The sequence below is a fragment of the Halanaerobium sp. ST460_2HS_T2 genome, from assembly GCF_003337665.1.
GTDB lineage: Bacteria > Bacillota > Halanaerobiia > Halanaerobiales > Halanaerobiaceae > Halanaerobium > Halanaerobium kushneri.
The window spans coordinates 273453-293504 of the sequence record NZ_QPJF01000001.1 but is presented as its reverse complement, the minus strand read 5'-3'; the positions used below and the strand labels follow the sequence as shown (position 1 = coordinate 293504).

Below are 20052 nucleotides of genomic sequence, written 5' to 3'. Positions count from 1 at the left end.
GTTAAATATAAAAATAGGGGTGTTCAGAAGTGGAGTTTTTATGCTATAATCAATAATGTAATTAATTTTAAATTTATAAATAAATATTCTTAGAATTGGGGGCGATAATGATTAACAATTATGATGTACTGGGCAGCTTGAATAATTTACAGCAGTGGATGCTGCTTAATCACAAAAGCCATAAATTGATTTATTTAATCGGGCTTTTATTTTTAGCAGCTTTTATAGTTAAGACAATAACAGATAAGTTTAGAATTCCCAGTGTAGTTGGGTATATTCTTTTAGGGACACTTTTTAGTCAGAGTGTAGTTGGTAATCTAAGCTTTATATCTAAGGAATTTTTGGCCTGGCATAACTATCTGCTAAACACACTAAATTTTATTACAGTTTTAGCAGTTTCGTTTATCTCATTTGGAATTGGAACCTCTCTTTACATAAAAATATTAAAACAGCTGGAGTTTGAATTAACTTTGATAGTTATTTTCGAATCCATAGGTGCTTTTGTTTTAGTATCAGGAATAATGCTTTTATTAGGTAAAGATCTTTTTGTGGCTATTCTGTTTGGGACGATTGCTACTGCAACAGCTCCAGCGGCCACAGTAATGGTTTTAAAAGAATATGGAATACCGGGAGAGTTTTCCGCAACTTTAATGGTTGTACTTGCACTGGATGAATTTCTTGCTTTATTGATTTTTTCTTTTATGGAACCTCTGTCCTATATCCTGGCTTCTCCAGAAATAGAACTAACAATAACTAATATTCTAATTGAACCTTTTGTTAGAGTTGTAGCGGCAATCTTGCTCGGTTTGATACTAGGTTATATTTCTCAGCATTTGATGGTTAATTGTGATTCAGAAAACAGAAAAATTTTATTAATTCTGGCAACGATAATTGGTACCACGGCCGCTGCTGTTTTCTTGCGTATTTCACCCCTGTTTGCTAATTTAACGGTAGGCTTTGTTTATAGGAATATCCCCAAAAGAAGGTTAAATGTTTCTGATAAGATTGATATACTAACTGTGCCGCTGCTGGCAACTTTCTTTATTCTGGCTGGAACCAAAATTGATATTAGTAATTTATTTAATAAGAGCTTTTTGCTAATTGCCTTTGCTTATACTTTTATGAGAGTAATTGGAAAAGTTGGAGGAGCTCATCTGGGTGCAAAGCTCTCGTCAGCCCCCAGGCATGTAGAAGACTATATAGGGTTTGGTTTGATCCCTCAGATTGGGATCACAATTGATTTAGCCTTTATAATTCAGAAAGATTTTATCCATATACCAGGTAATGTTGCCAATATTTCAATGTTAATCTTAAATGTTATTTTATTTACCTCCATTTTCACTGAAATTTTTGGTTCGCTGGCAACAGAATATGCATTAATTAAATCTGATGAAATGAAAACTAAAATGGGTTGGAGCTTTCTGGAGGGAGAATAATCTTGCTAAGTATTACAGTAGGTTTTATAATTTTAATAACTTTAATAATCTTAAAAGTAAGTATAGTAGTTGCTGCTCCAATATCATCAGCAGTAATTTTATTCTTAAATAATTTAAATATCTTAGAAATCTTAAATAATCAGTATTTACCGGGTTTTGCTTCTTTTGTTCAGGATTACCTTTTTATATTTCTGTTGAGTGCTCTGCTGGGAAAGATTATGGAAGAATCTGACGATGCAACAGCAATCGGAGAATTTGTGCTGGATGTCCTGTCACATCGCTATGCTGCAGTTGGTATCTTTTTTGCCAGTGTACTTTTATCGATCGGGGGTATTTCGGCATTTGTGCTGATCTTTACTATTTATCCGATTGCCAGAAAGGTTTTTGAAGAAGCGGGATTACCCAAATCATTGATAATTGCTTCGATTGCAGGTGGAAATGTTATTGTGGGTCTATCTTTGCCGGGAAGTCCTCAGGTTCATAATTTAATTATGATGGATTATTTAAACACATCTGCTCTGGCAGGTTTTGGTTTGGGTCTGGCTGGAATTTCAGCTGGTTCTGCAGCTGCAATTGCATATTTAAGATATAGAAGTAGATCGATGTTATCTGAGAGCAGTAAACTGAATGACAGGATTTTAAAAAAACCTGATTTAAACAAACTTGTCAATTTTTTAACAGCAATGCTGCCGCTTTTAGTAGTATTTATTTTTCTGGCGGCACTTTCCAAACCACCAGTAGTTGCATTATTATTGGGGGTTGTGCTTTCGATAATAAAAAACATCAAAAAAATTGATCTTTTAGAAATTTTAAATGACAGTATCTCAAATGCAATCTTGCCATTGATGTTTGCTGCATCTGCGATGGGATTTGGTCAGGTTATTTCATCTCTGCCTGTTTTTAAAGATTTTTTACAGACTCTGCTTAATTTACCATTGAACCCCTATTTACTGACGGGAATTATAACTAATATTGCTGCAGGTCTTTTAGGCAGCGCCTCTGGTGGAATGCTTTTAACTCTCAGCACAGTTGGCGAAAATATTGTAACGATGGTGGATCCAGAGAAGTTACACAGAATTATAATAATTGCCTCAACAGGTCTGGATACTTTACCTCACAACAGTGCTTATCTGGCTATGCTGGCATATACCGGACTCAAATTTAGAGACACGTATTTTGATTATTTTATGGTGACCGTTTTAGCACCTTTAATTTCTTTTGCAGTGGCTTTTTTATATATAGTTAGTTTTTAGCAGGAATCATCTCAGAAGGGGGAGCTAAATTGTCATTAATTAAGAGTATAGTGATTTTATTAGCGGGAATCTCAGCTGGTTTTATTAATACGATGGCCGGTGGGGGTTCTCTAATTACACTACCCTTATTAATTTTTTTGGGCCTCCCGGCTGCTGTGGCTAATGGGACAAATCGATTGGCCCTCCTGGTTGAGAATCTTACAGCAGTCACTAATTTTAAAGTTAAGGGATATTTTGATTATCAATTTGGTTTGCTCCTTGCACTTCCCGCAGTAATTGGTTCTTTAATTGGGGCTCAGATAGCTGTCTCTATTTCTGAGCAGCTATTTAATCAGCTGTTAGCGGTAATAATGTTTTTTATGTTAATTTTAATACTCTGGAATCCAGCTAAAAAGATGAAAAGTAGTGAGATAATTTTTAGCAGGAAAAGAAAGCTTATTTCCGCCCTGGTATTTTTTTTAATTGGAATTTATGGAGGTTTTATGCAGGCCGGAGTGGGAATAATTATTATTGCTGCCCTCTCACTCCTAACCAATTTTTCTTTAGTCAAAATTAACAGCCTTAAAGTGTTTGTTGTTGCTATGTATATTTTTACTTCTCTCAGTATTTTTATTTTTAATAGCAAAGTAGACTGGATAATAGCTATTTTGTTGGCTTTAGGTAATGGGACAGGTAGCTGGTTAGCCAGTACACTGGCAGTGGAAAAAGGAGAAAAACTGGTCAAATTAATTTTAACGATTACAGTGTTTTTGATGGCAGGATATTTATTTTACAGAAGTTTTTAGTGTTTTTTAGCAGTTAAATTTTGTTAGATAATAAAAGTTTTAATATTTTTTGAGAATAAAAATGGGGAGTGAGAAAAATGAAATCAATTCGCAAGTATCTTTATTTTAACACTGATGATAGAGTTGAGCTGATAAATATCACTCGACAGGTTCAGGAGATTCTAAAAGAGAGCGGGATTCAGGAAGGATTGTGTCTGGTTAATGCAATGCATATCACGGCCAGTGTATTTATTAATGATGATGAAAGTGGACTCCATCAGGATTATAAGGAGTGGCTGGAAGAACTGGCACCGCATGAGCCAATTTCGCAGTATGCTCATAATGGCTTTGAAGAAAACGCTGATGCTCATTTAAAGAGGCAGATTATGGGGCGAGAAGTTGTTGTGGCAGTGACAGAGGGTAAACTTGATTTTGGTCCCTGGGAGCAGATTTTTTACGGAGAATTTGACGGACGGCGAGAGAAAAGAGTTTTAGTTAAAATAATTGGGGAATAAATTGCGCTGTTTTAAAGGAGAGATAGGTACTGTAATTTTAACCTCCAAAAAATAGAACGGAATGATTATAATGAATAAAGAAAAAATAAAAAAAGATATTATAAAAGATATAGAGCTGCCAGAGGAAAAAGCAGAAAAGAAGACATTATTTATTTTCTTTGGTCTTCCTGGCAGTGGTAAATCGACTCTGGCAGAAAAATTATATCAAAGAACTAGAAAAGAGAGCATTTATCTTGCAGCAGATAAAATTTCTCTGGACTACAGACTTGATCAGTCTGAGAATTATAACTGGACTTTTGAAATTTTTGATGAACTGATAAATTATTATTTGAATAAAGGTTATTCTGTAATTGCAGATACAAATGCAGACAAATATCAGATTAGAAAGAATTATGGTCAAATTGCTTCTGATCAGGCAGCAGAATTAAGAGTATACTATTTGAAAAGTAACCTGGCAGAGTTAAAAAATAGACAGCAGCAGAGAGATGAACTTTCTCAAGCAGAGCTGAGAGAGTCTAATTTATACAGTCATAGTAAAGAAGAGTTAGAAAACTACCTTGAGGAACTTGAAATACCTGCTGAGTCAGAAAGAGTATATTTAATTGATGGTAATTTTGATTTAGCTGAACAATTAGATAGCTGGGAGCAGATAGATGAGGAAGGGATGTTTAACTATCTAGCTGATATCAGACTGAGTTTGACTCAGGAAGCTAATCCTGAAAAAGCAGAAGGGATGGCCAGCTATATGCGGGATCAATTCCCCTTTTATGGTCTGCAGGCTGCTGAAAGAAGAAAAACTTTGAGGAAATATATGCGTAGAGAAAATAAGCCGGGATATCAAAAGCTGGAGCCTGTTATCAAAAAACTCTGGCAGCTGCCGGGAAGAGAGTTTCAATACTTTGCTCAGGAGTTAATTTTAAAATACCAAAAAGATTATACTGAGGATATAATAAATCTTTTTGAATACATGATTCTCAATAAATCCTGGTGGGATACTGTAGATCATATTGCCAAAAAGCTTGTTGGCGAATATTTTAAACTATTTCCTCCAAAAAAAGATGAAAAAATATCTGAATGGGTAAAAAGCGAAAATATCTGGCTGCAGCGAACGGCCTTATTGTTTCAGCTTGGCTATAAAGAAGAAACAGATGCTCAGCTTCTATTTGATGTAATTGAAGAGCTGAAAGAGATAGATGAATTTTTTATCCAAAAAGCGATTGGTTGGGCTTTAAGAGAATATTCTAAAATAGAACCAATTGCTATAGTTAAATTTGCAAATACACACCAGCTTTCAACACTTGCAGAAAGAGAAGCTCTTAAGGTAGTAAAAAGAAATAAATAACCCTTAATTAGTGAATCGCCTTTTGATTTAAATTATCATATAATTCCTGATCCCGTTTTTGGCACTCCTCTCTTTATTCCAGCTGGGAAGAGCAAATTGAGTCGGGTATTTTAAGTTTAAAACTGGTAATATTTATTTTACTTATGGTATAATTAAATTAAGGAAAACTTTAAGAAGGGAGGGGTAAGTTACTGTTTAAAATATATAATTTTCTCCAAATAAAACATTCTTAATATTCTGGTAACTTAAAGAAAATGAAAGATTCTAAATTTGATTTCATTATTGTTGGTTCGGGTGCTGGTGGATCTACCCTGGCCTGGGAGTTAAGCAAAAGAGGAAAAAGAGTGCTTGTTTTAGAAAGAGGCGCAGATATAACAAGAGTTGGTACTTTTCGTGATATTTTAAATTTTTATGATTGTAATAGATATACCAGAACTCCAAAAAAATCAAATGAAGGAGTAATTATTTACAGAACTTTTATGGGTGGTGGTACAACCTTCGTTGCTACCGGGAATATAGTCAGAAGTTATGAAAAAGAATTTGAGAAAATGGGGATTAATCTCAGTCAAGAATTTGAAGAGGCTGAAAATGAACTCAAGGTAAAACTTTCGACTGAAAAAATTCAGGCTTCAGGATCTAGAGCAATTTATGAAGCAGCATTAAGTCTGGGATATGAGATTGAAGCAATGCCAAAAGCTATTGATCAAAATAAGTGTATTAAATGCGGCCTCTGTATTTATGGCTGTAAACAGGGAGCTAAGTGGACTGCAAAAGAATATCTGGATAAAGCTCTCAAACAGGGAGCGGTAATTAAATATGATAGTAATGTCGAAGAAGTTCTTATCAATCAGAAAAGAGCTTATGGAGTTCGAGGAATAGCCGTTAAAGAAAAATTTGAATATGAGGCGGATAATATTATTCTGGCAGCAGGTGGTCTAGGTACACCAGTTATACTGCAAAATTCTAAGTTGGAAAATGACGCTATTGGTAAAAATCTTTTTATAGATACTTTTGTTAATGTATATGGAATAACAGATGGACTGAATCAGATTTCTGAACCACCTATGGAGTTTGTCGATCTTGAGTTTCATCAAGAAAAAGGATTTATATTGTCAACCTTTATTAACAGACAGAAGATGATAAGATTTATTGAAGCGGGTTTAAAGGGAATGAGGTTAAAAGAAAAGAATTTAATTGGTATTATGGTTAAAATTTCTGATACACCTGGAGGAATTGTTAATCAGGATGGATCTGTATCAAAGAAAGTGACGGGCGATGATAAAATCAAATTGGAACAGGGAATAAAAAAAGCAGAAGAAATTTTGATAAAAGCAGGAGCAGATGAGAATAGTATTTTAGTTACTAATCCTCAGGGAGCTCATCCAGGAGGTACTGCAGCAATAGGAAGCGTTATAGATACTAAATTAGAGACAGAAGTTAATAATTTATTTATTTGTGATGCAAGTGTTTTTCCAACTTCACCAGGTATGCCGCCAATTTTAACAATTGTGGCACTGGCAAAAAAACTGGCTAAAGAGGCTGCTTAAAGTTGAAGGAGATCATTTGATAAGGTACAGCAGCTGAAAAATTTTATTCAAAAATGCTTGAAAAACGAGAAAAATAGTGTTACAATTAAAAAAACTCAATTAAAGTAAAGAGAGTGTTACTGTTAAATCAGGCATAATCTAGAGGGGAATATAAGTTTCTTAACCATTTGCTTTTATTTAAGGGAAGGACTTTATATTTTTTTCTAGATTTTTCTTTTTGTTGCTGAAGAATTTAGCTTTTACTTCCAGGAGGAATCAGATGTCAGCTGTTAAAGAAAAGTATAAAGTCAAAAAGATATTTAATAACAATGTGATTCTAGCTGAAAAAGGTGATGAAAAGCAGGAATTGATTCTGATTGCTAGTGGTATTGGTTTTTCGACCAGCAAAGGTGATCTTTTTACAAAAAATGATTATCAGATCAAACAGGAATTTGTTCCACTTGCTGGTGACAAACGCAGCAACTATTTTCAATTACTGGAAGAGGTAGACAGTCAGATTATTCAAGCTACAGAAGAGATTATTACAATGGTCAACGAAGAGCTTGATGACGATATAAATCAATATATCCGGATTGGACTTACTGATCATGTTGCGTTTACTCTAAAAAGGATTAAAGAGGGTCTGGAGATTATAAATCCATTTTTAATGGAAACTAGAACTTTATATAAAAAGGAGTTTCAGCTTGCTCGAAGGGCTGTAAAAATTTTAGAGAGACATTTTGAGATTTCAATTCCAGAAGGTGAGATTGGTTTTATTGCCTTTCACATTCATGGAGCGATTAATAACAGTGAAGTTTCAAAAACAGTTAAAAACACTTCAATAATTAAGCAGCTGGTGGCAAAAGTGGAAGAGGAGTTGGGCGAAAAACTTGAATATGACAGTTTAAATTATGCCAGACTGGTCAATCATCTGCGATTTGCTCTGGAGAGAATTGAGAGCAGAGAAAATAACACTAATCCACTTTTAGAAAATATCAAAAAAGATTTTAAAGAAAGCTATCAGCTGGCAAATAAACTGGCAGAGATTATTGAATCCAGGTTCGATTATCAGGTGCCTGAAGATGAGAAGGGTTATCTTGCTCTGCATTTACACAGATTAAATAGAGAATTTAATTAAATAAATTTGTATTTAAAAGATTTGACTAAAATATGTTAATTTAAATTAAATATTCACTGAGGCATGTTACTGTTCAATCAGGCAAGAGCCGAAGAGAAATTATTATTCCTTATTTACAGGGGGAGTAGTAGATTCTCTTCGGCTTTTCTATTGCTTTTAGAATTTCGAAAAATAAAATTGCAGTTTTAACTGTAATTATTATATAGATCAATGGAGAGGAAATTCTCTAAAATATTCTCTGTAATAGTCTTATTTAACAATTAGTTTAACAAAAAACAGGAGGGTTTTAAAAATGAAAAAGATTTTTTCTAACTTACAGAAAATAGGTAAATCTCTGATGTTGCCGATAGCTGTACTGCCTGCAGCAGCACTACTGCTCAGACTTGGTGCGGGAGATGTTTTTGATATTCCCTTTGTAATGGCGGCTGGTTCTGCAATTTTTGATAATCTGGCATTGCTATTTGGAATTGGTGTTGCTGTGGGGATTGCCTACGATAGTTCTGGGGCTGCTGGACTTGCAGGTGCAGTAAGTTATTTTGTAATCACTAATGGAACTCAGGCAATTAATTCGGATATTAATATGGGAGTTCTGGCCGGAATTATTGGTGGTTTACTGGCTGGTTATTTATATAATCGCTATCATAATATTGAATTACCTGATTTTTTAGGCTTTTTTGGTGGTAAGCGTTTTGTTCCAATTATAACTGGTGCTGCAAGTGTTCTGCTGGCAGGATTATTTGGTTATATCTGGCCTCCAATTCAGAATGTTATTCAGCTTACTGGCGAATGGATTATTAATGCTGGTCCAATTGGAGTTTTTGTATATGGAGTTTTAAATAGATTATTAATACCTGTTGGTCTGCATCATGTATTAAACAGTTTTATCTGGTTTGTTTTTGGTGAGTTTACTACTGCAGCAGGAGAAGTTGTTACTGGAGATCTATCAAGATTTTTTGCGGGAGATCCATCAGCCGGCTTTTTCATGTCCGGATTTTTTCCGATGATGATGTTTGGACTACCTGCAGCTGCTCTGGCAATGTATCATTCAGCTAAACCTGAAAACAAAAAGGCTGTAAGTGGTATTTTCTTAAGTGTTGGATTAACAGCATTTTTAACAGGAATTACAGAACCAATTGAATTTTCATTTATGTTTTTAGCTCCGGTATTATATGTTATTCATGCTCTTTTAACAGGATTGTCAATGGTTGTAACCTATGTTTTAGGAATTCAGCACGGTTTTGGATTTTCAGCCGGTGCAATTGACTACTTTCTAAACTATGGACTGGCTACAAAACCATTTTTAATCATTCCAATTGGAATAGCATTTTTTGTAGTTTATTATTCATTATTCCGTTTCGCTATTCAGAAATTTGATATTCCAACTCCAGGAAGGGCTGAAGGTGAAGTCAGCGGGAATGATATGAGTGTAATGCCCGAGACACAGCAAAAAGATAGTACAGCTCAGAGCAGCAGTACTAAGGCCGTTCGCTATATTGAAGCCTTAGGTGGTGCTGAAAATTTAAAAAGTGTTGACGCCTGTATTACAAGGTTAAGACTCGAAGTTAAAGATTCCGGCAAATTGGACGAAGCTAAATTAAAGCAGCTAGGGGCTTCTGGTATTTTGAAAGCTAATAAAAATAACGCCCAGGTTGTTGTAGGAACCAAAGCAGAATTAATCGCTGAAGAAATAAAGAAAGAATTGAAATAGAACTTTAAAATTATAATTAATATAATCTGATAAGGAGAGGATTATTAAATGACGGTAGAAAAGAAACTAATAATTAACAATGAGACAGGCCTCCACGCCAGACCTGCCTCACAGTTTGTAAAAAAGGCAGGTCAATTTGAAGCGAAAGTAGAGATTCTAATGGAAGATAAAGAAGTAAATGCCAAAAGTATTATGGGAATCATGAGTTTAGGTATTGGCAAAGGTGATGAAATAACTTTAAAAGCAGATGGTAAAGATGCTGAGGCGGCAATTGAGGGTTTAACAGAGTTTATTGAAGTTGAGTTATTGGAACATTAATTTCAAAAAAAATAGCTAAAGAAAAAGCTCTATCCTTTATAAAATCTGGATAGAGCTTTTTTATTTAAAACTAACCCAAAACATAAAAAACAAAATAATAAAACATTAAAACAAAAAAATAAAAGAAAACTATTGACAAAAGAATTATAATGTAATATAATTCAGACAAATAAGAAAAATATTTTTTTGAGATTAAGTTACTCGAGTAACTTTTAATAGGAGTAGATAATTATGTCTGTAACCAGAAAAGATGTAGCAGAAAAAGCAGGAGTTTCCACTGCGACTGTTTCTAATGTAATAAATGAAACTAAATATGTAAGTGAAGAATTATCACAAAAAGTTAAAAAAGCTATTAAAGAACTTGATTATAAACCTAATATGATAGCTAAAAGTTTAAAGACTAAACAGAGTAAACAGGTAGCTATCTTGATTGATGATATTACTAACCCTTATTTTAGTGAGATAATTTTGGGTTTTGAAAGTGAAGCTAAAAAAAGAGGGTATATAACCAATATTGGAATTGGAAATAATAGTACCAGTGAATATTTTAATGATTTTTTAAGTAGAAGTATTGATGGTGTATTTATAATTGTGAATACAGAAGATAAAGTACCTTTTAAAAAAATAAAAGAGATGCATGAAAACGGTACTGTTATTATAAATACCTTAGAAAATAATCCTTTCAAAAAGTATAGTTCAAATATATATGTTAACTATTTTGATGGCATGAAGAAGATCTTCAAACATCTCATAGAGTTAGGACATAAAAAAATTGGCTTTATTGATTATATTGAACCAGGACTTGAATGCAATCTAAGCAGATATGAAGGTTATAAAAATTGTTTAGATATGTACAATCTTGATTATGAGCAAAACAGAGTAGTATTCGGAAAGCCACCTTATAACAGTTCCTATGAGGAAGGATATAAATACATGAAAGAACTAATAGCAAGAGGGACAGATATTACAGCAGTTATTATAATAAATGATTATATGGCAACAGGAGCATTAACTGCATTAAAAGAAGAAAATTTGGCTGTTCCAGAGGATATTTCTCTTGTTAGTATAGATAATACAATATTTTCTAAGATAACAACGCCAAAATTAACTTCCTTAAATGTTGATAATAAGCTAAATGGAGTAAAAGCAATGGAGCTAATAGACAATATGATTAAGGGAAATATGGAACATACTAATATAGAAGTCCCAACAAACTTGGTTATTAGAGGCAGCACATCTAAGCTATAACTTAGAATTTATCAGTAAGTATAATACAGAATAGATAGCTTAAATATAGTTTAAAAAAACACAATATTAAAAAGATTGTGCACTTTAACTGTAAAAAGACTTAATAAATTTGAAAGCATATAACCTAATATATAATTAATTAAGAATGCTTTATTAACAATAGTTACTCGAGTAACTAAGAGCTTTAAATTTTATTTAAATGCTGTTACTCGAATAACTCAAAAAATAAGGGGGGGATAGATACTTAAGGTAACTTAGTTAAGCAAAAAAATACTAGGAGGGTGTTTTATGTTTAAAAAAATGGGTAAATCAAGTTTAATGGTTTTATTTGTAGCTGTATTTGTTTTAGTTAGTTTTGCTGCTGTACAGGCTCAAGATGATTATGTTAATGATCTTCAGGATGAAGTGGAAGGGACTCTATTTGGTGCAGATGCAGATGGATTAGAAGGTGAAATCAGTTTTACTCCTCAAAACTATTATGCACCAGAAACATATCCAAATAGTTCAGAAATGGTTACTGAATTAGTTGAAAAATATAAAAAAATTCATCCAGATATTAATATAGACTTAATCGAACTACCTTCAAATGAGTCTGATTCAAGAACATGGTTAACAACCCGGATGACTGCTAATAGAGCTCCAGAGATAGCCTGGGAACAGTATTATAAAAAGTGGGAACAGGCTAAAAATAATTGGTGGTTACCATTAGATAGCTTTTTAGAACTCCCCAATCCTTATGTTGAAGATGGAAAGCCTGGTAGTGAAAGATGGAAAAATTTAATTCCTGATTTTGTTTGGAATGAAACCAGATCTCCACAGGGGAAACAATATCAGTTAACTTTAGATTGGGTTGAAACAGGACTTTATTATAACAAGGAAATATTTAATGAAGTTGGAGTCAGCGCTGATTGGGATAACTGGGAAGATTTTCTTGCTGACTTAGGAAAATTACAGGAGGCTGGTTATCAGACTCCAATTGGTGTATTTATTTTACCGGGATGGTCAACATATCAATGGGCAGATGATTTAGTAATGTCTTCAGTCTGGGAAGATAAGGTCGCTGATTTTTATATGGATAAGTATAATATTCCCGAAGGAACTTCAAGAACTTTAACCCAGGAAGAATTTGCTAAGGCAGTTTATGATGGAGGTTTTAGTACCTCTGATCCCAGATTTGATGCTTTCTTAGATATTATGAAAGAATGGTCTCAATACTGGGGAGAAGGATTTACCAGCGGCAGTCAAAGTCAGAATTATCAAAACTTTATAAGTGGTCGCCTGCCAATGTACTGGGGAGGATCCTGGGATATGATGAATGTGTCACAGGAAGCACAATTTGATTATGGAGTAACTTATCTGCCAGAAATTACAGAAGAAACATCAGAATATGCTTCAGGAAAAATTTATCGTGTTGGAGGTCCCTCTGGTGCTGCTCAGTATGGTATTCCATTACAGGTAGCAGAAGAAGGAAAATTAAGAGAAACTATTGACTTCTTAATGTTCTGGAGTGCACAGCAAAATAGTGGAAAGCTTATCTCTGAATCAATGATGTTTTTACCAATTGCTGAAGGTGTAGAAGCAGATCCTCAGATGGCTTCATTTCAGGAAGTTGCCGCATTACCTATTAGATTATTCCCTGATCCAATTGGACGTTTAACTAGTAGAGGTGGAAATGATTATGACAGAGTAATGCAGAACTTCTTATTAGGAGATATTGAGAAGAGTGAGGCAAAAGAAATGCTGCAGGAAATTATGGAGTCTACTGTCGAAGAATTAGGTTTAAAGTATTCTGATGAATGGAATTGGTATGAATAGAATATAAGACAAGTTTAAGGTACCGGTATTCAAAACTACCGGTACCTTAAATAATAACTTTTGAAAGTGGAATTATTTATAAGTGAAAGGAGATATCTTAGTGAAATTAAAACAAAAAAGTATTCCCTATTTGTTTCTTATACCTATCTTTGTATCAGTAGCATTATTTAGATATGTACCAACATTTATGGCTATTTTTCGCTCCTTTTTTTACTGGGATGGTCGAAATATTAGTAAGTTTATTGGTTTTTCTAATTATATTGATTTAATAAATGATGGAGTTTTTATTAAATCACTAAAAAATATTCTTGTTTTTTCTGGGGTTAGGTTAGTGTTCATAATTTTATTTTCATTTGTAGCAGCAGAGCTTATATATAATTTGAATAGCAAGAAATGGTCATATAGATGGAAAGTTTTATTTGTTGCACCAATGGTTGTTCCCTGGACAGTAACTTTATTAATCTGGCAGTTTATTTACTCTCCCCAGGTGGGAATGTTAAATAATCTATTAAATAGTTTTGGACTGGATTTTCTTACCCAGGCCTGGTTAGGAAACTCTTCTACCGCCTTAATTTCAGTCGCTATGGTTCAATTTCCATTTGTGGCAACAATCCAATTTTTAATTATAGTTTCTGGTCTGCAAAACATTCCCGAAGCTGTTAAAGAGTCGGCAATTTTAGATGGGGCAACAACTATTAGAAGAATTATTAGTATAGATATTCCTATTTTAAAACCACAGCTTATACTGGCATCTTTACTGACATTAATAAATTCATTTCAGAGATTTGCTATTTTTCAGGTGTTAACAAAAGGTGGTCCAGGAAATGCTACTCAGGTTCCAGGTTATTATCTTTACCAGAATGCTTTTAACTATGGGCGTTTTGGCTATGCATCAGCAATCGGAGTTATTTTAATGCTCATGCTGCTTGCAATATCTTATTTTAATATTCGCAATATGAATAGTGAACTTTAGGAGGGATTAAAAATAATGAAAAAGAAAGGGCTTTTATCTAAAGAAACTAAAGAAGATCTACCCAAACATATTGGCTTATTTTTATTAGGTATCTTAACCTTTTATCCACTATTTTTTCTTATTATAAGTGCTTTTAAAACCAATAATCAGTTTTTCTCAAATTACTGGCTGCCTTCTTGGCCCCTGCATTTTGAAAACTTCTTTGCAGCTCGAGGAGTTCTTAGTTATTTAAAAAACAGTTTGTTTTATACAGCTTTAAATGCCTTTATTGTACTCTTTATATCTTCACTGTCAGGGTATGCTTTTAGCAGGTATGAATTTAAAGGTAAAAACTTTTTATTTATGTCACTTATGATTTTGATGATGGTGCCAGGAATGATGTTGCTTGTTCCTTTATATTCTCTTTTTGCTTCCTGGGGTTGGTTGGATACAACTCATGGACTTGTTTTACAGTGGTCTTCTTATGAGGTTGTTGTTGGAACCTTTATTATGAGAACATTTTTTGATAATATACCTAAAGAATATTTTGAGGCTGCAAGACTTGATGGAGCATCAGAGTTTAGGATTTTTTATAAACTGGCTTTACCTTTGGCAAGGCCGGCTTTAGGTACCTTAGCCATAATTGATATTTTATTTACCTGGAATGCAATTCCCTGGCCTTTAGTTTCTATGTTTACTACCAGCAAATTTCCAGTAGCAACTGGTTTATTGACCTATCAGAATGCTAATGCAACTAATTGGGGTGTATTATTTGCGGGATATACAATAGTTTCTATACCTTTAATTATTGTTTTTGCTTTCTTTGTTGATAAATTTATTGAAGGTTTACAGGGTGGTATTTCTGTGAATAAATAATTATTTATTCGGTTTTTTAATCGTTAGTAAAAAACATATAAAATAAGATGCTAGGAGTGACTATTATATGGAAAAAAATAAGCTTGATATTTATGATTTAAAAGTTGAATACAGAAAAAATCCATTAGGAATTGATAATTTAAATCCCAGAATAAGCTGGAAGCTTAAAGGAAATGAAAGAGGAATAAAGCAGTCAGCTTATAAAATACAGGTTGCTCTAGATGAAAATTTTTCTAATATAGTCTGGGACACTTCTTTTGTGAAGTCTGAACAATCTGTTCATGTTAAATATGACGGTCCAGAACTTAAATCGAAAACTAGATATTATTATCGGGTTCAAATTAAAGATCAAAAAGGCAGCAAATCAGATTGGAGTAATACAGCCTATTGGGAAATGGGATTAGTTAATAAAAATGAATGGGAAGCTGAATGGATAACTTCTGATTATAAAAATCAGAATGAAAAACTCCAGTCCTGTCCCATTTTTAGAAAAGATTTTACTGTTAACGATAATATAAAAAAAGCTCGTATTTATATTAGTTCTTTTGGCTTATATGAGCTCAGTTTGAATGGAAAACGAGTGGGAGACTATTACTTCACACCAGGCTGGACAACTTATGATCAGCGCTTACAATACCAGACTTATGATGTTACAGATTTATTAAAAGAAGGAGATAATGCTCTGGGTGTCATTCTTGGTGATGGCTGGTATAAAGGAGATTTGATGTGGAATGATAAACGGGGTTTCTATGGTGATCAGACAGCTGTAATTATGCAGCTTCATATTATTTATCAAGATGGAAGAAAAGAACTGCTAAAGACTGATCAGAGTTGGAAGTCTACAGCTGGACCAATAATTATGTCAGATATCTATCAGGGAGAAATTTATGATGCCAGAGAAGAAATTTCAGGCTGGAATCAGCCCGCTTTTAACGCTGAAGACTGGTCTGAAGTAAAAATTTTAGATCAAGATAAAGAAATATTATTAGCTCAGGAAAATGAAGCAGTTAAAAAAATAGAAAAAATTAAGCCAGAAAAAATATTTACCACACCTGCTGGAGAAACAGTTATTGATATGGGACAGAATATGGTGGGCTGGATTCATTTTAAAGTAGAAGGAAAAGCTGGTGATAAAGTTATCTTAAAGCATGCTGAAGTTCTTGATCAGGATGACAATTTTTATACAGGTAATTTAAGGGGAGCCGAACAAAAGATAGAGTATATTTTAAAAGGTGATGGTCAGGAAAGTTTTGAACCTCACTTTACTTTTCAGGGCTTTCGTTACATAAAGCTTGAGGTATATCCTGGGGAAGTAGATTTGTCAGATTTTACGGGAGTTGTCTTACATTCAGATATGGAAAGAACAGGAGAATTTTCCTGTTCAAACTCTATGATAAATCAACTATTTGAAAATATTATCTGGGGTCAAAAAGGGAATTTTCTTGATATACCTACAGATTGTCCGCAAAGAGATGAAAGATTAGGGTGGACTGGTGATGCTCAGGTATTTGTACAGACAGCAAGCTATAATATGAATACAGCACTATTTTTTACTAAATGGCTGCGAGATTTAAAATGTGAACAAATAGATAATGGATCTATACCTGCTGTAATACCTGATCCAGAAGTAAATATATCTGCTGAAGAAAGAATTATTCCGGTTGAGATTGAGCATACTTCTGCGGCCTGGGGTGATGCAGCAGTTATTGTTCCCTGGACAATCTATCTAACTTATGGAGATGAGCAAATTCTAAAAGAACAGTATGAGAGCATGAAAGCTTATATAGAGTATATAAGGAATCAGGGAGAAAATGAATATCTCTGGAATACCGGTTTTCACTTTGGAGACTGGCTGGCTCTTGATTCAAAAGAGAACAGCTATAAAGGAGCAACTTCTGATGATTTTGTTGCTACAGCTTATTATGCATATTCTACCAGCCTGTTTTTAAAAATTGCAGAGATTCTTGGTTATAAAGAAGATGTCAGAGAATATTCTGATCTTCTAAAAAAGATAAAAGAAAACTTTAGAAAAGAATTTGTGACTCCAAATGGAAGATTGTCTGAACCAACCCAGACTGCTCATGTACTGGCATTGTACTTTGATTTAGTTAAGGAAGAAAATAGAAAGAGAATAATTGATACTCTGGCTGAGTATGTAGATCAGAGAGATGGGCATCTGACAACTGGTTTTGTTGGAACACCCTATTTGTGTCATGCACTCAGCAGCAATGGTTATCCAGAGTTAGCGTATAAGTTATTGGAAAGAGAAGAATATCCATCCTGGCTTTATCCTGTAACCAAAGGAGCAACAACAATCTGGGAGCACTGGGACAGTATCAAAGAAGATGGTTCATTCTGGCCTGATGCTATGAATTCATTTAACCATTATGCTTATGGTGCAATTGGTGACTGGTTATATCAGGTAGTTGGTGGGATAAATACAAACGAAGAAGAGCCGGGTTTTAAAAAGATAATAATTGATCCTAAGCCAGGAGGAAGTCTGAAATCGGCAAGGGTCAGGCATGAGTCAATGTATGGGAAGATTATATCTGAGTGGAAGCTTATTGATAATAGGATGAAAATGGAAATAGAAGTTCCTCCTAACACTACTGCTGTAGTTATTTTACCTGATGCCTTAGTAGATACAGTCAGGGAAAATGATATTTTATTAAAAAATAATACTCATAATATAGAAGGGATTTATAACTATAAAGATATTGATGAAGGTGTTGAATTAGAAGTCGGATCTGGAAAGTATTGTTTTGACTTTAAACTAGATACTCCAGCTTAAAGTATGGTACAAATTAAATTTACACTTTAGGAGGAATTATTTATGAAAAGAGACATTAAAGAGATAGTAAATAAAATGTCTGTAAAAGAAAAGGCTGATCTTTGCTCAGGAGCAAGCTGGTGGTATACAAAAGAAAATGAGAGGTTAAAAATACCAGCACTAATGATGGCAGATGGCCCCCATGGTTTGAGAAAGCAAAGTGAAGGTGCGGACCATCTTGGAATTAGAGATAGTGTTGAGGCTATTTGTTTTCCAACTGGTTCAGCTTTAGCAAGTTCCTGGGATAGAAATTTAATCAATAAACTCGGACAGGCTCTTGGAGAAGAATGTCAGGCAGAAGATGTTTCTATTCTTCTGGGACCAGGAATAAATATTAAACGATCTCCTTTGTGCGGTAGAAATTTTGAATATTTATCAGAAGATCCGTATCTTAGTGCTGAACTTGCTACATCTTATATAAAAGGAGTTCAGAGTCAGGGAGTGGGAACCTCTCTTAAGCATTTTGCTGTAAATAATCAGGAACATAGACGGATGTCAACAAGTGCTGAAATAGATGAACGTACATTAAGAGAAATTTACCTTGCTGCCTTTGAAAAACCGATAAAAGAAGCTCAACCCTGGACAGTAATGTGTGCATATAACAGAGTAAATGGCACACACTGTTCAGAAAATAAGTATCTATTAACAGACATATTAACTGAAGAATGGAATCATAAAGGTTTTGTGGTTTCGGATTGGGGTGCAGTTAATGATAGAGCCGCTGGTATAGAGGCAGGTATGGATCTGGAGATGCCTGCTAGTCATGGAGATGGAAGTAGAAGAATATTAGAAGCAGTCAAAAGTGGAGAACTAAGTGAAAAAAAATTAGATAAATCAGTTGAACGGATACTTAAAATTGTTTTTAAGGCAATAGAAAATAACAAGCGGGACATTATTTATAATAAAGAGGAGCATCACAGATTGGCCCGCAGTATTGCTGCTGATTGTATGGTGCTTTTAAAAAATGAAGACAATATTCTACCGTTGGATAAAAACAAAAATATATCAGTAATTGGATCTTTAGCTAAAAACCCTAGATATCAGGGGGGAGGAAGTTCTCATATAAATCCAACAAAGATAGAAAATGCATATCAGGAGCTTGAAAAACAGATAAATAGTTCAGCTCAACTCAACTATGCAGAAGGTTATTATCTTGATCAGGATGACAATGATAAAATGCTAATAAATGAGGCTTTGAAAACTGCTAAGGAATCAGATATGACAGTTATTTTTGCTGGTTTACCAGATAGATATGAGTCAGAGGGATATGATAGAAATACACTATCTATACCACCAAACCAATCTTATTTAATTGAAAAAATAGCAGAAGTACAGGAAAATGTGGTAGTTGTTTTAAGCAATGGTTCTCCAGTAGAAATGAACTGGGCAGATAATGTTAATGGAATTTTGGAAGCATATCTAGGTGGGCAGGCAGCGGGAGGAGCTATAGCTGATATTCTGTTAGGTAAAGTAAATCCTTCCGGAAAATTAGCGGAGACTTTTCCTTTAAATTTAAGTGCCACTCCATCTTATTTGTTTTTTCCTGGAGATGGAGATCAGGTCGAATATAGAGAAGGTATTTTCGTGGGTTATCGTTATTATGATAGCAAAAAAATAGAGCCTTTATTTCCATTTGGTTATGGATTAAGTTATACTGAGTTTGAATATGGAAATCTTGAGTTAGATAAAGAGAAATTAACCGATCAAGAAACTCTAAATGTTTCTATTACGATTAAAAATATAGGTAAATATAAGGGGAAAGAGATAGTTCAGTTATATATAAGAGACAAAGAAAGTAGAGTAACCAGGCCAGAAAAAGAATTGAAAGAATTTGCAAAAGTTGAACTTGACCCCGGTGAACAAAGAGTAATTAATTTCAATCTTGATAAAAGATCTTTTGCTTATTATAATACAGAAATAAGCGACTGGTATGCTGAGTCGGGAGAATACAAAATTTTGGTTGGTAGTTCTTCCCGAAATATTAGAGAGGAAACAACAGTTGAGTTGGAGTCAACTATTGAAATTCCTGGAGAAATTACAGTTAACACCAACGTAGGAGATTTATTAAAAAATCCAGAACTTAGAAATAAGATTGATGAAATACTAAATAAGTTTATGGATCAAGCACCTTTAGGTAAAGATGATAAAGGAGCTATAAGTGAGGATATGTTTGAAGCTATGATGAAATACATGCCTCTTAGAACTCTTGCTCATTTTGGAGGAAAAAAGATTACTATGAATATGATTAATGATTTAGTAGATGATTTAAATAGATAGTAGTTTTCTAACCCCAGCTCAAATCACTTTAATCTTAAAAAGAAATTTGAGTTA

At 33.9% G+C, this 20052-nt stretch carries 15 protein-coding genes; all 15 read left to right on the top strand.

The genetic code is table 11. From position 1 onward, the window contains the following. The first annotated feature begins 107 nt into the window (after nt 1–107). The gene (locus DFR80_RS01345) at nt 108–1436 is read left to right on the top strand and encodes a cation:proton antiporter (protein WP_233493652.1); all 1329 of its coding nucleotides are present in this window, start codon (nt 108–110) and stop codon (nt 1434–1436) included. A gap of 2 nt (nt 1437–1438) precedes the next feature. After that, the gene (locus tag DFR80_RS01340; RefSeq protein ID WP_076544962.1) at nt 1439–2689 is read left to right on the top strand and encodes a GntP family permease; all 1251 of its coding nucleotides are present in this window, start codon (nt 1439–1441) and stop codon (nt 2687–2689) included. 29 nt (nt 2690–2718) lie between these two features. Further along, nucleotides 2719–3474 carry a sulfite exporter TauE/SafE family protein gene (locus tag DFR80_RS01335; protein ID WP_114489002.1) on the top strand — a complete coding sequence of 252 codons (756 nt, stop codon included), beginning with the start codon at nt 2719–2721 and terminating at the stop codon, nt 3472–3474. Between the two features lie 77 nt (nt 3475–3551). Beyond that, nucleotides 3552–3968, top strand: coding sequence for a secondary thiamine-phosphate synthase enzyme YjbQ (locus tag DFR80_RS01330; RefSeq protein ID WP_076544959.1), 417 nt, complete (start codon nt 3552–3554; stop codon nt 3966–3968). Between the two features lie 70 nt (nt 3969–4038). Then, entirely contained in the window at nt 4039–5310 is a 1272-nt protein-coding gene (locus tag DFR80_RS01325) for a DNA alkylation repair protein (RefSeq protein ID WP_158537666.1), read from the top strand. A 254-nt stretch (nt 5311–5564) separates the two neighbouring features. Further along, a complete protein-coding gene (locus DFR80_RS01315; RefSeq protein ID WP_076544957.1) occupies nt 5565–6857 on the top strand; it encodes a GMC family oxidoreductase N-terminal domain-containing protein in 1293 nt (430 codons plus the stop codon). 259 nt (nt 6858–7116) lie between these two features. After that, nucleotides 7117–7974 carry a PRD domain-containing protein gene (locus DFR80_RS01310; protein ID WP_076544956.1) on the top strand — a complete coding sequence of 286 codons (858 nt, stop codon included), beginning with the start codon at nt 7117–7119 and terminating at the stop codon, nt 7972–7974. 292 nt (nt 7975–8266) lie between these two features. Continuing rightward, nucleotides 8267–9682, top strand: coding sequence for an N-acetylglucosamine-specific PTS transporter subunit IIBC (gene nagE, locus DFR80_RS01305; RefSeq protein WP_114489000.1), 1416 nt, complete (start codon nt 8267–8269; stop codon nt 9680–9682). A 48-nt stretch (nt 9683–9730) separates the two neighbouring features. Continuing rightward, complete coding sequence (locus DFR80_RS01300; RefSeq protein ID WP_076544953.1) at nt 9731–10000, top strand: HPr family phosphocarrier protein; 270 nt, start codon at nt 9731–9733, stop codon at nt 9998–10000. 231 nt (nt 10001–10231) lie between these two features. Next, nucleotides 10232–11248, top strand: a complete 1017-nt coding sequence (locus DFR80_RS01295; RefSeq protein WP_114488999.1) for a LacI family DNA-binding transcriptional regulator — start codon at nt 10232–10234, stop codon at nt 11246–11248. A gap of 288 nt (nt 11249–11536) precedes the next feature. Next, complete coding sequence (locus DFR80_RS01290; protein ID WP_114488998.1) at nt 11537–13063, top strand: ABC transporter substrate-binding protein; 1527 nt, start codon at nt 11537–11539, stop codon at nt 13061–13063. A gap of 100 nt (nt 13064–13163) precedes the next feature. After that, the gene (locus DFR80_RS01285) at nt 13164–14036 is read left to right on the top strand and encodes a carbohydrate ABC transporter permease (RefSeq protein WP_114488997.1); all 873 of its coding nucleotides are present in this window, start codon (nt 13164–13166) and stop codon (nt 14034–14036) included. A 15-nt stretch (nt 14037–14051) separates the two neighbouring features. Further along, complete coding sequence (locus DFR80_RS01280) at nt 14052–14891, top strand: carbohydrate ABC transporter permease (protein WP_114488996.1); 840 nt, start codon at nt 14052–14054, stop codon at nt 14889–14891. Between the two features lie 67 nt (nt 14892–14958). Beyond that, complete coding sequence (locus DFR80_RS01275) at nt 14959–17682, top strand: family 78 glycoside hydrolase catalytic domain (RefSeq protein ID WP_114488995.1); 2724 nt, start codon at nt 14959–14961, stop codon at nt 17680–17682. 42 nt (nt 17683–17724) lie between these two features. Next, a complete protein-coding gene (locus tag DFR80_RS01270; protein WP_114488994.1) occupies nt 17725–19998 on the top strand; it encodes a glycoside hydrolase family 3 protein in 2274 nt (757 codons plus the stop codon). Nucleotides 19999–20052: the final 54 nt, after the last annotated feature.

What these genes read in the sequence shown, in the direction of transcription:
- DFR80_RS01325 (WP_158537666.1), top strand. Translation starts at nt 4,039, where the DNA reads ATGAATAAAGAAAAAATAAAAAAAGATATTATAAAAGATATAGAGCTG.
- DFR80_RS01330 (WP_076544959.1), top strand. Translation starts at nt 3,552, where the DNA reads ATGAAATCAATTCGCAAGTATCTTTATTTTAACACTGATGATAGAGTT.
- DFR80_RS01270 (WP_114488994.1), top strand. Translation starts at nt 17,725, where the DNA reads ATGAAAAGAGACATTAAAGAGATAGTAAATAAAATGTCTGTAAAAGAA.
- nagE (WP_114489000.1), top strand. Translation starts at nt 8,267, where the DNA reads ATGAAAAAGATTTTTTCTAACTTACAGAAAATAGGTAAATCTCTGATG.
- DFR80_RS01310 (WP_076544956.1), top strand. Translation starts at nt 7,117, where the DNA reads ATGTCAGCTGTTAAAGAAAAGTATAAAGTCAAAAAGATATTTAATAAC.
- DFR80_RS01280 (WP_114488996.1), top strand. Translation starts at nt 14,052, where the DNA reads ATGAAAAAGAAAGGGCTTTTATCTAAAGAAACTAAAGAAGATCTACCC.
- DFR80_RS01300 (WP_076544953.1), top strand. Translation starts at nt 9,731, where the DNA reads ATGACGGTAGAAAAGAAACTAATAATTAACAATGAGACAGGCCTCCAC.
- DFR80_RS01315 (WP_076544957.1), top strand. Translation starts at nt 5,565, where the DNA reads ATGAAAGATTCTAAATTTGATTTCATTATTGTTGGTTCGGGTGCTGGT.
- DFR80_RS01275 (WP_114488995.1), top strand. Translation starts at nt 14,959, where the DNA reads ATGGAAAAAAATAAGCTTGATATTTATGATTTAAAAGTTGAATACAGA.
- DFR80_RS01290 (WP_114488998.1), top strand. Translation starts at nt 11,537, where the DNA reads ATGTTTAAAAAAATGGGTAAATCAAGTTTAATGGTTTTATTTGTAGCT.
- DFR80_RS01295 (WP_114488999.1), top strand. Translation starts at nt 10,232, where the DNA reads ATGTCTGTAACCAGAAAAGATGTAGCAGAAAAAGCAGGAGTTTCCACT.
- DFR80_RS01345 (WP_233493652.1), top strand. Translation starts at nt 108, where the DNA reads ATGATTAACAATTATGATGTACTGGGCAGCTTGAATAATTTACAGCAG.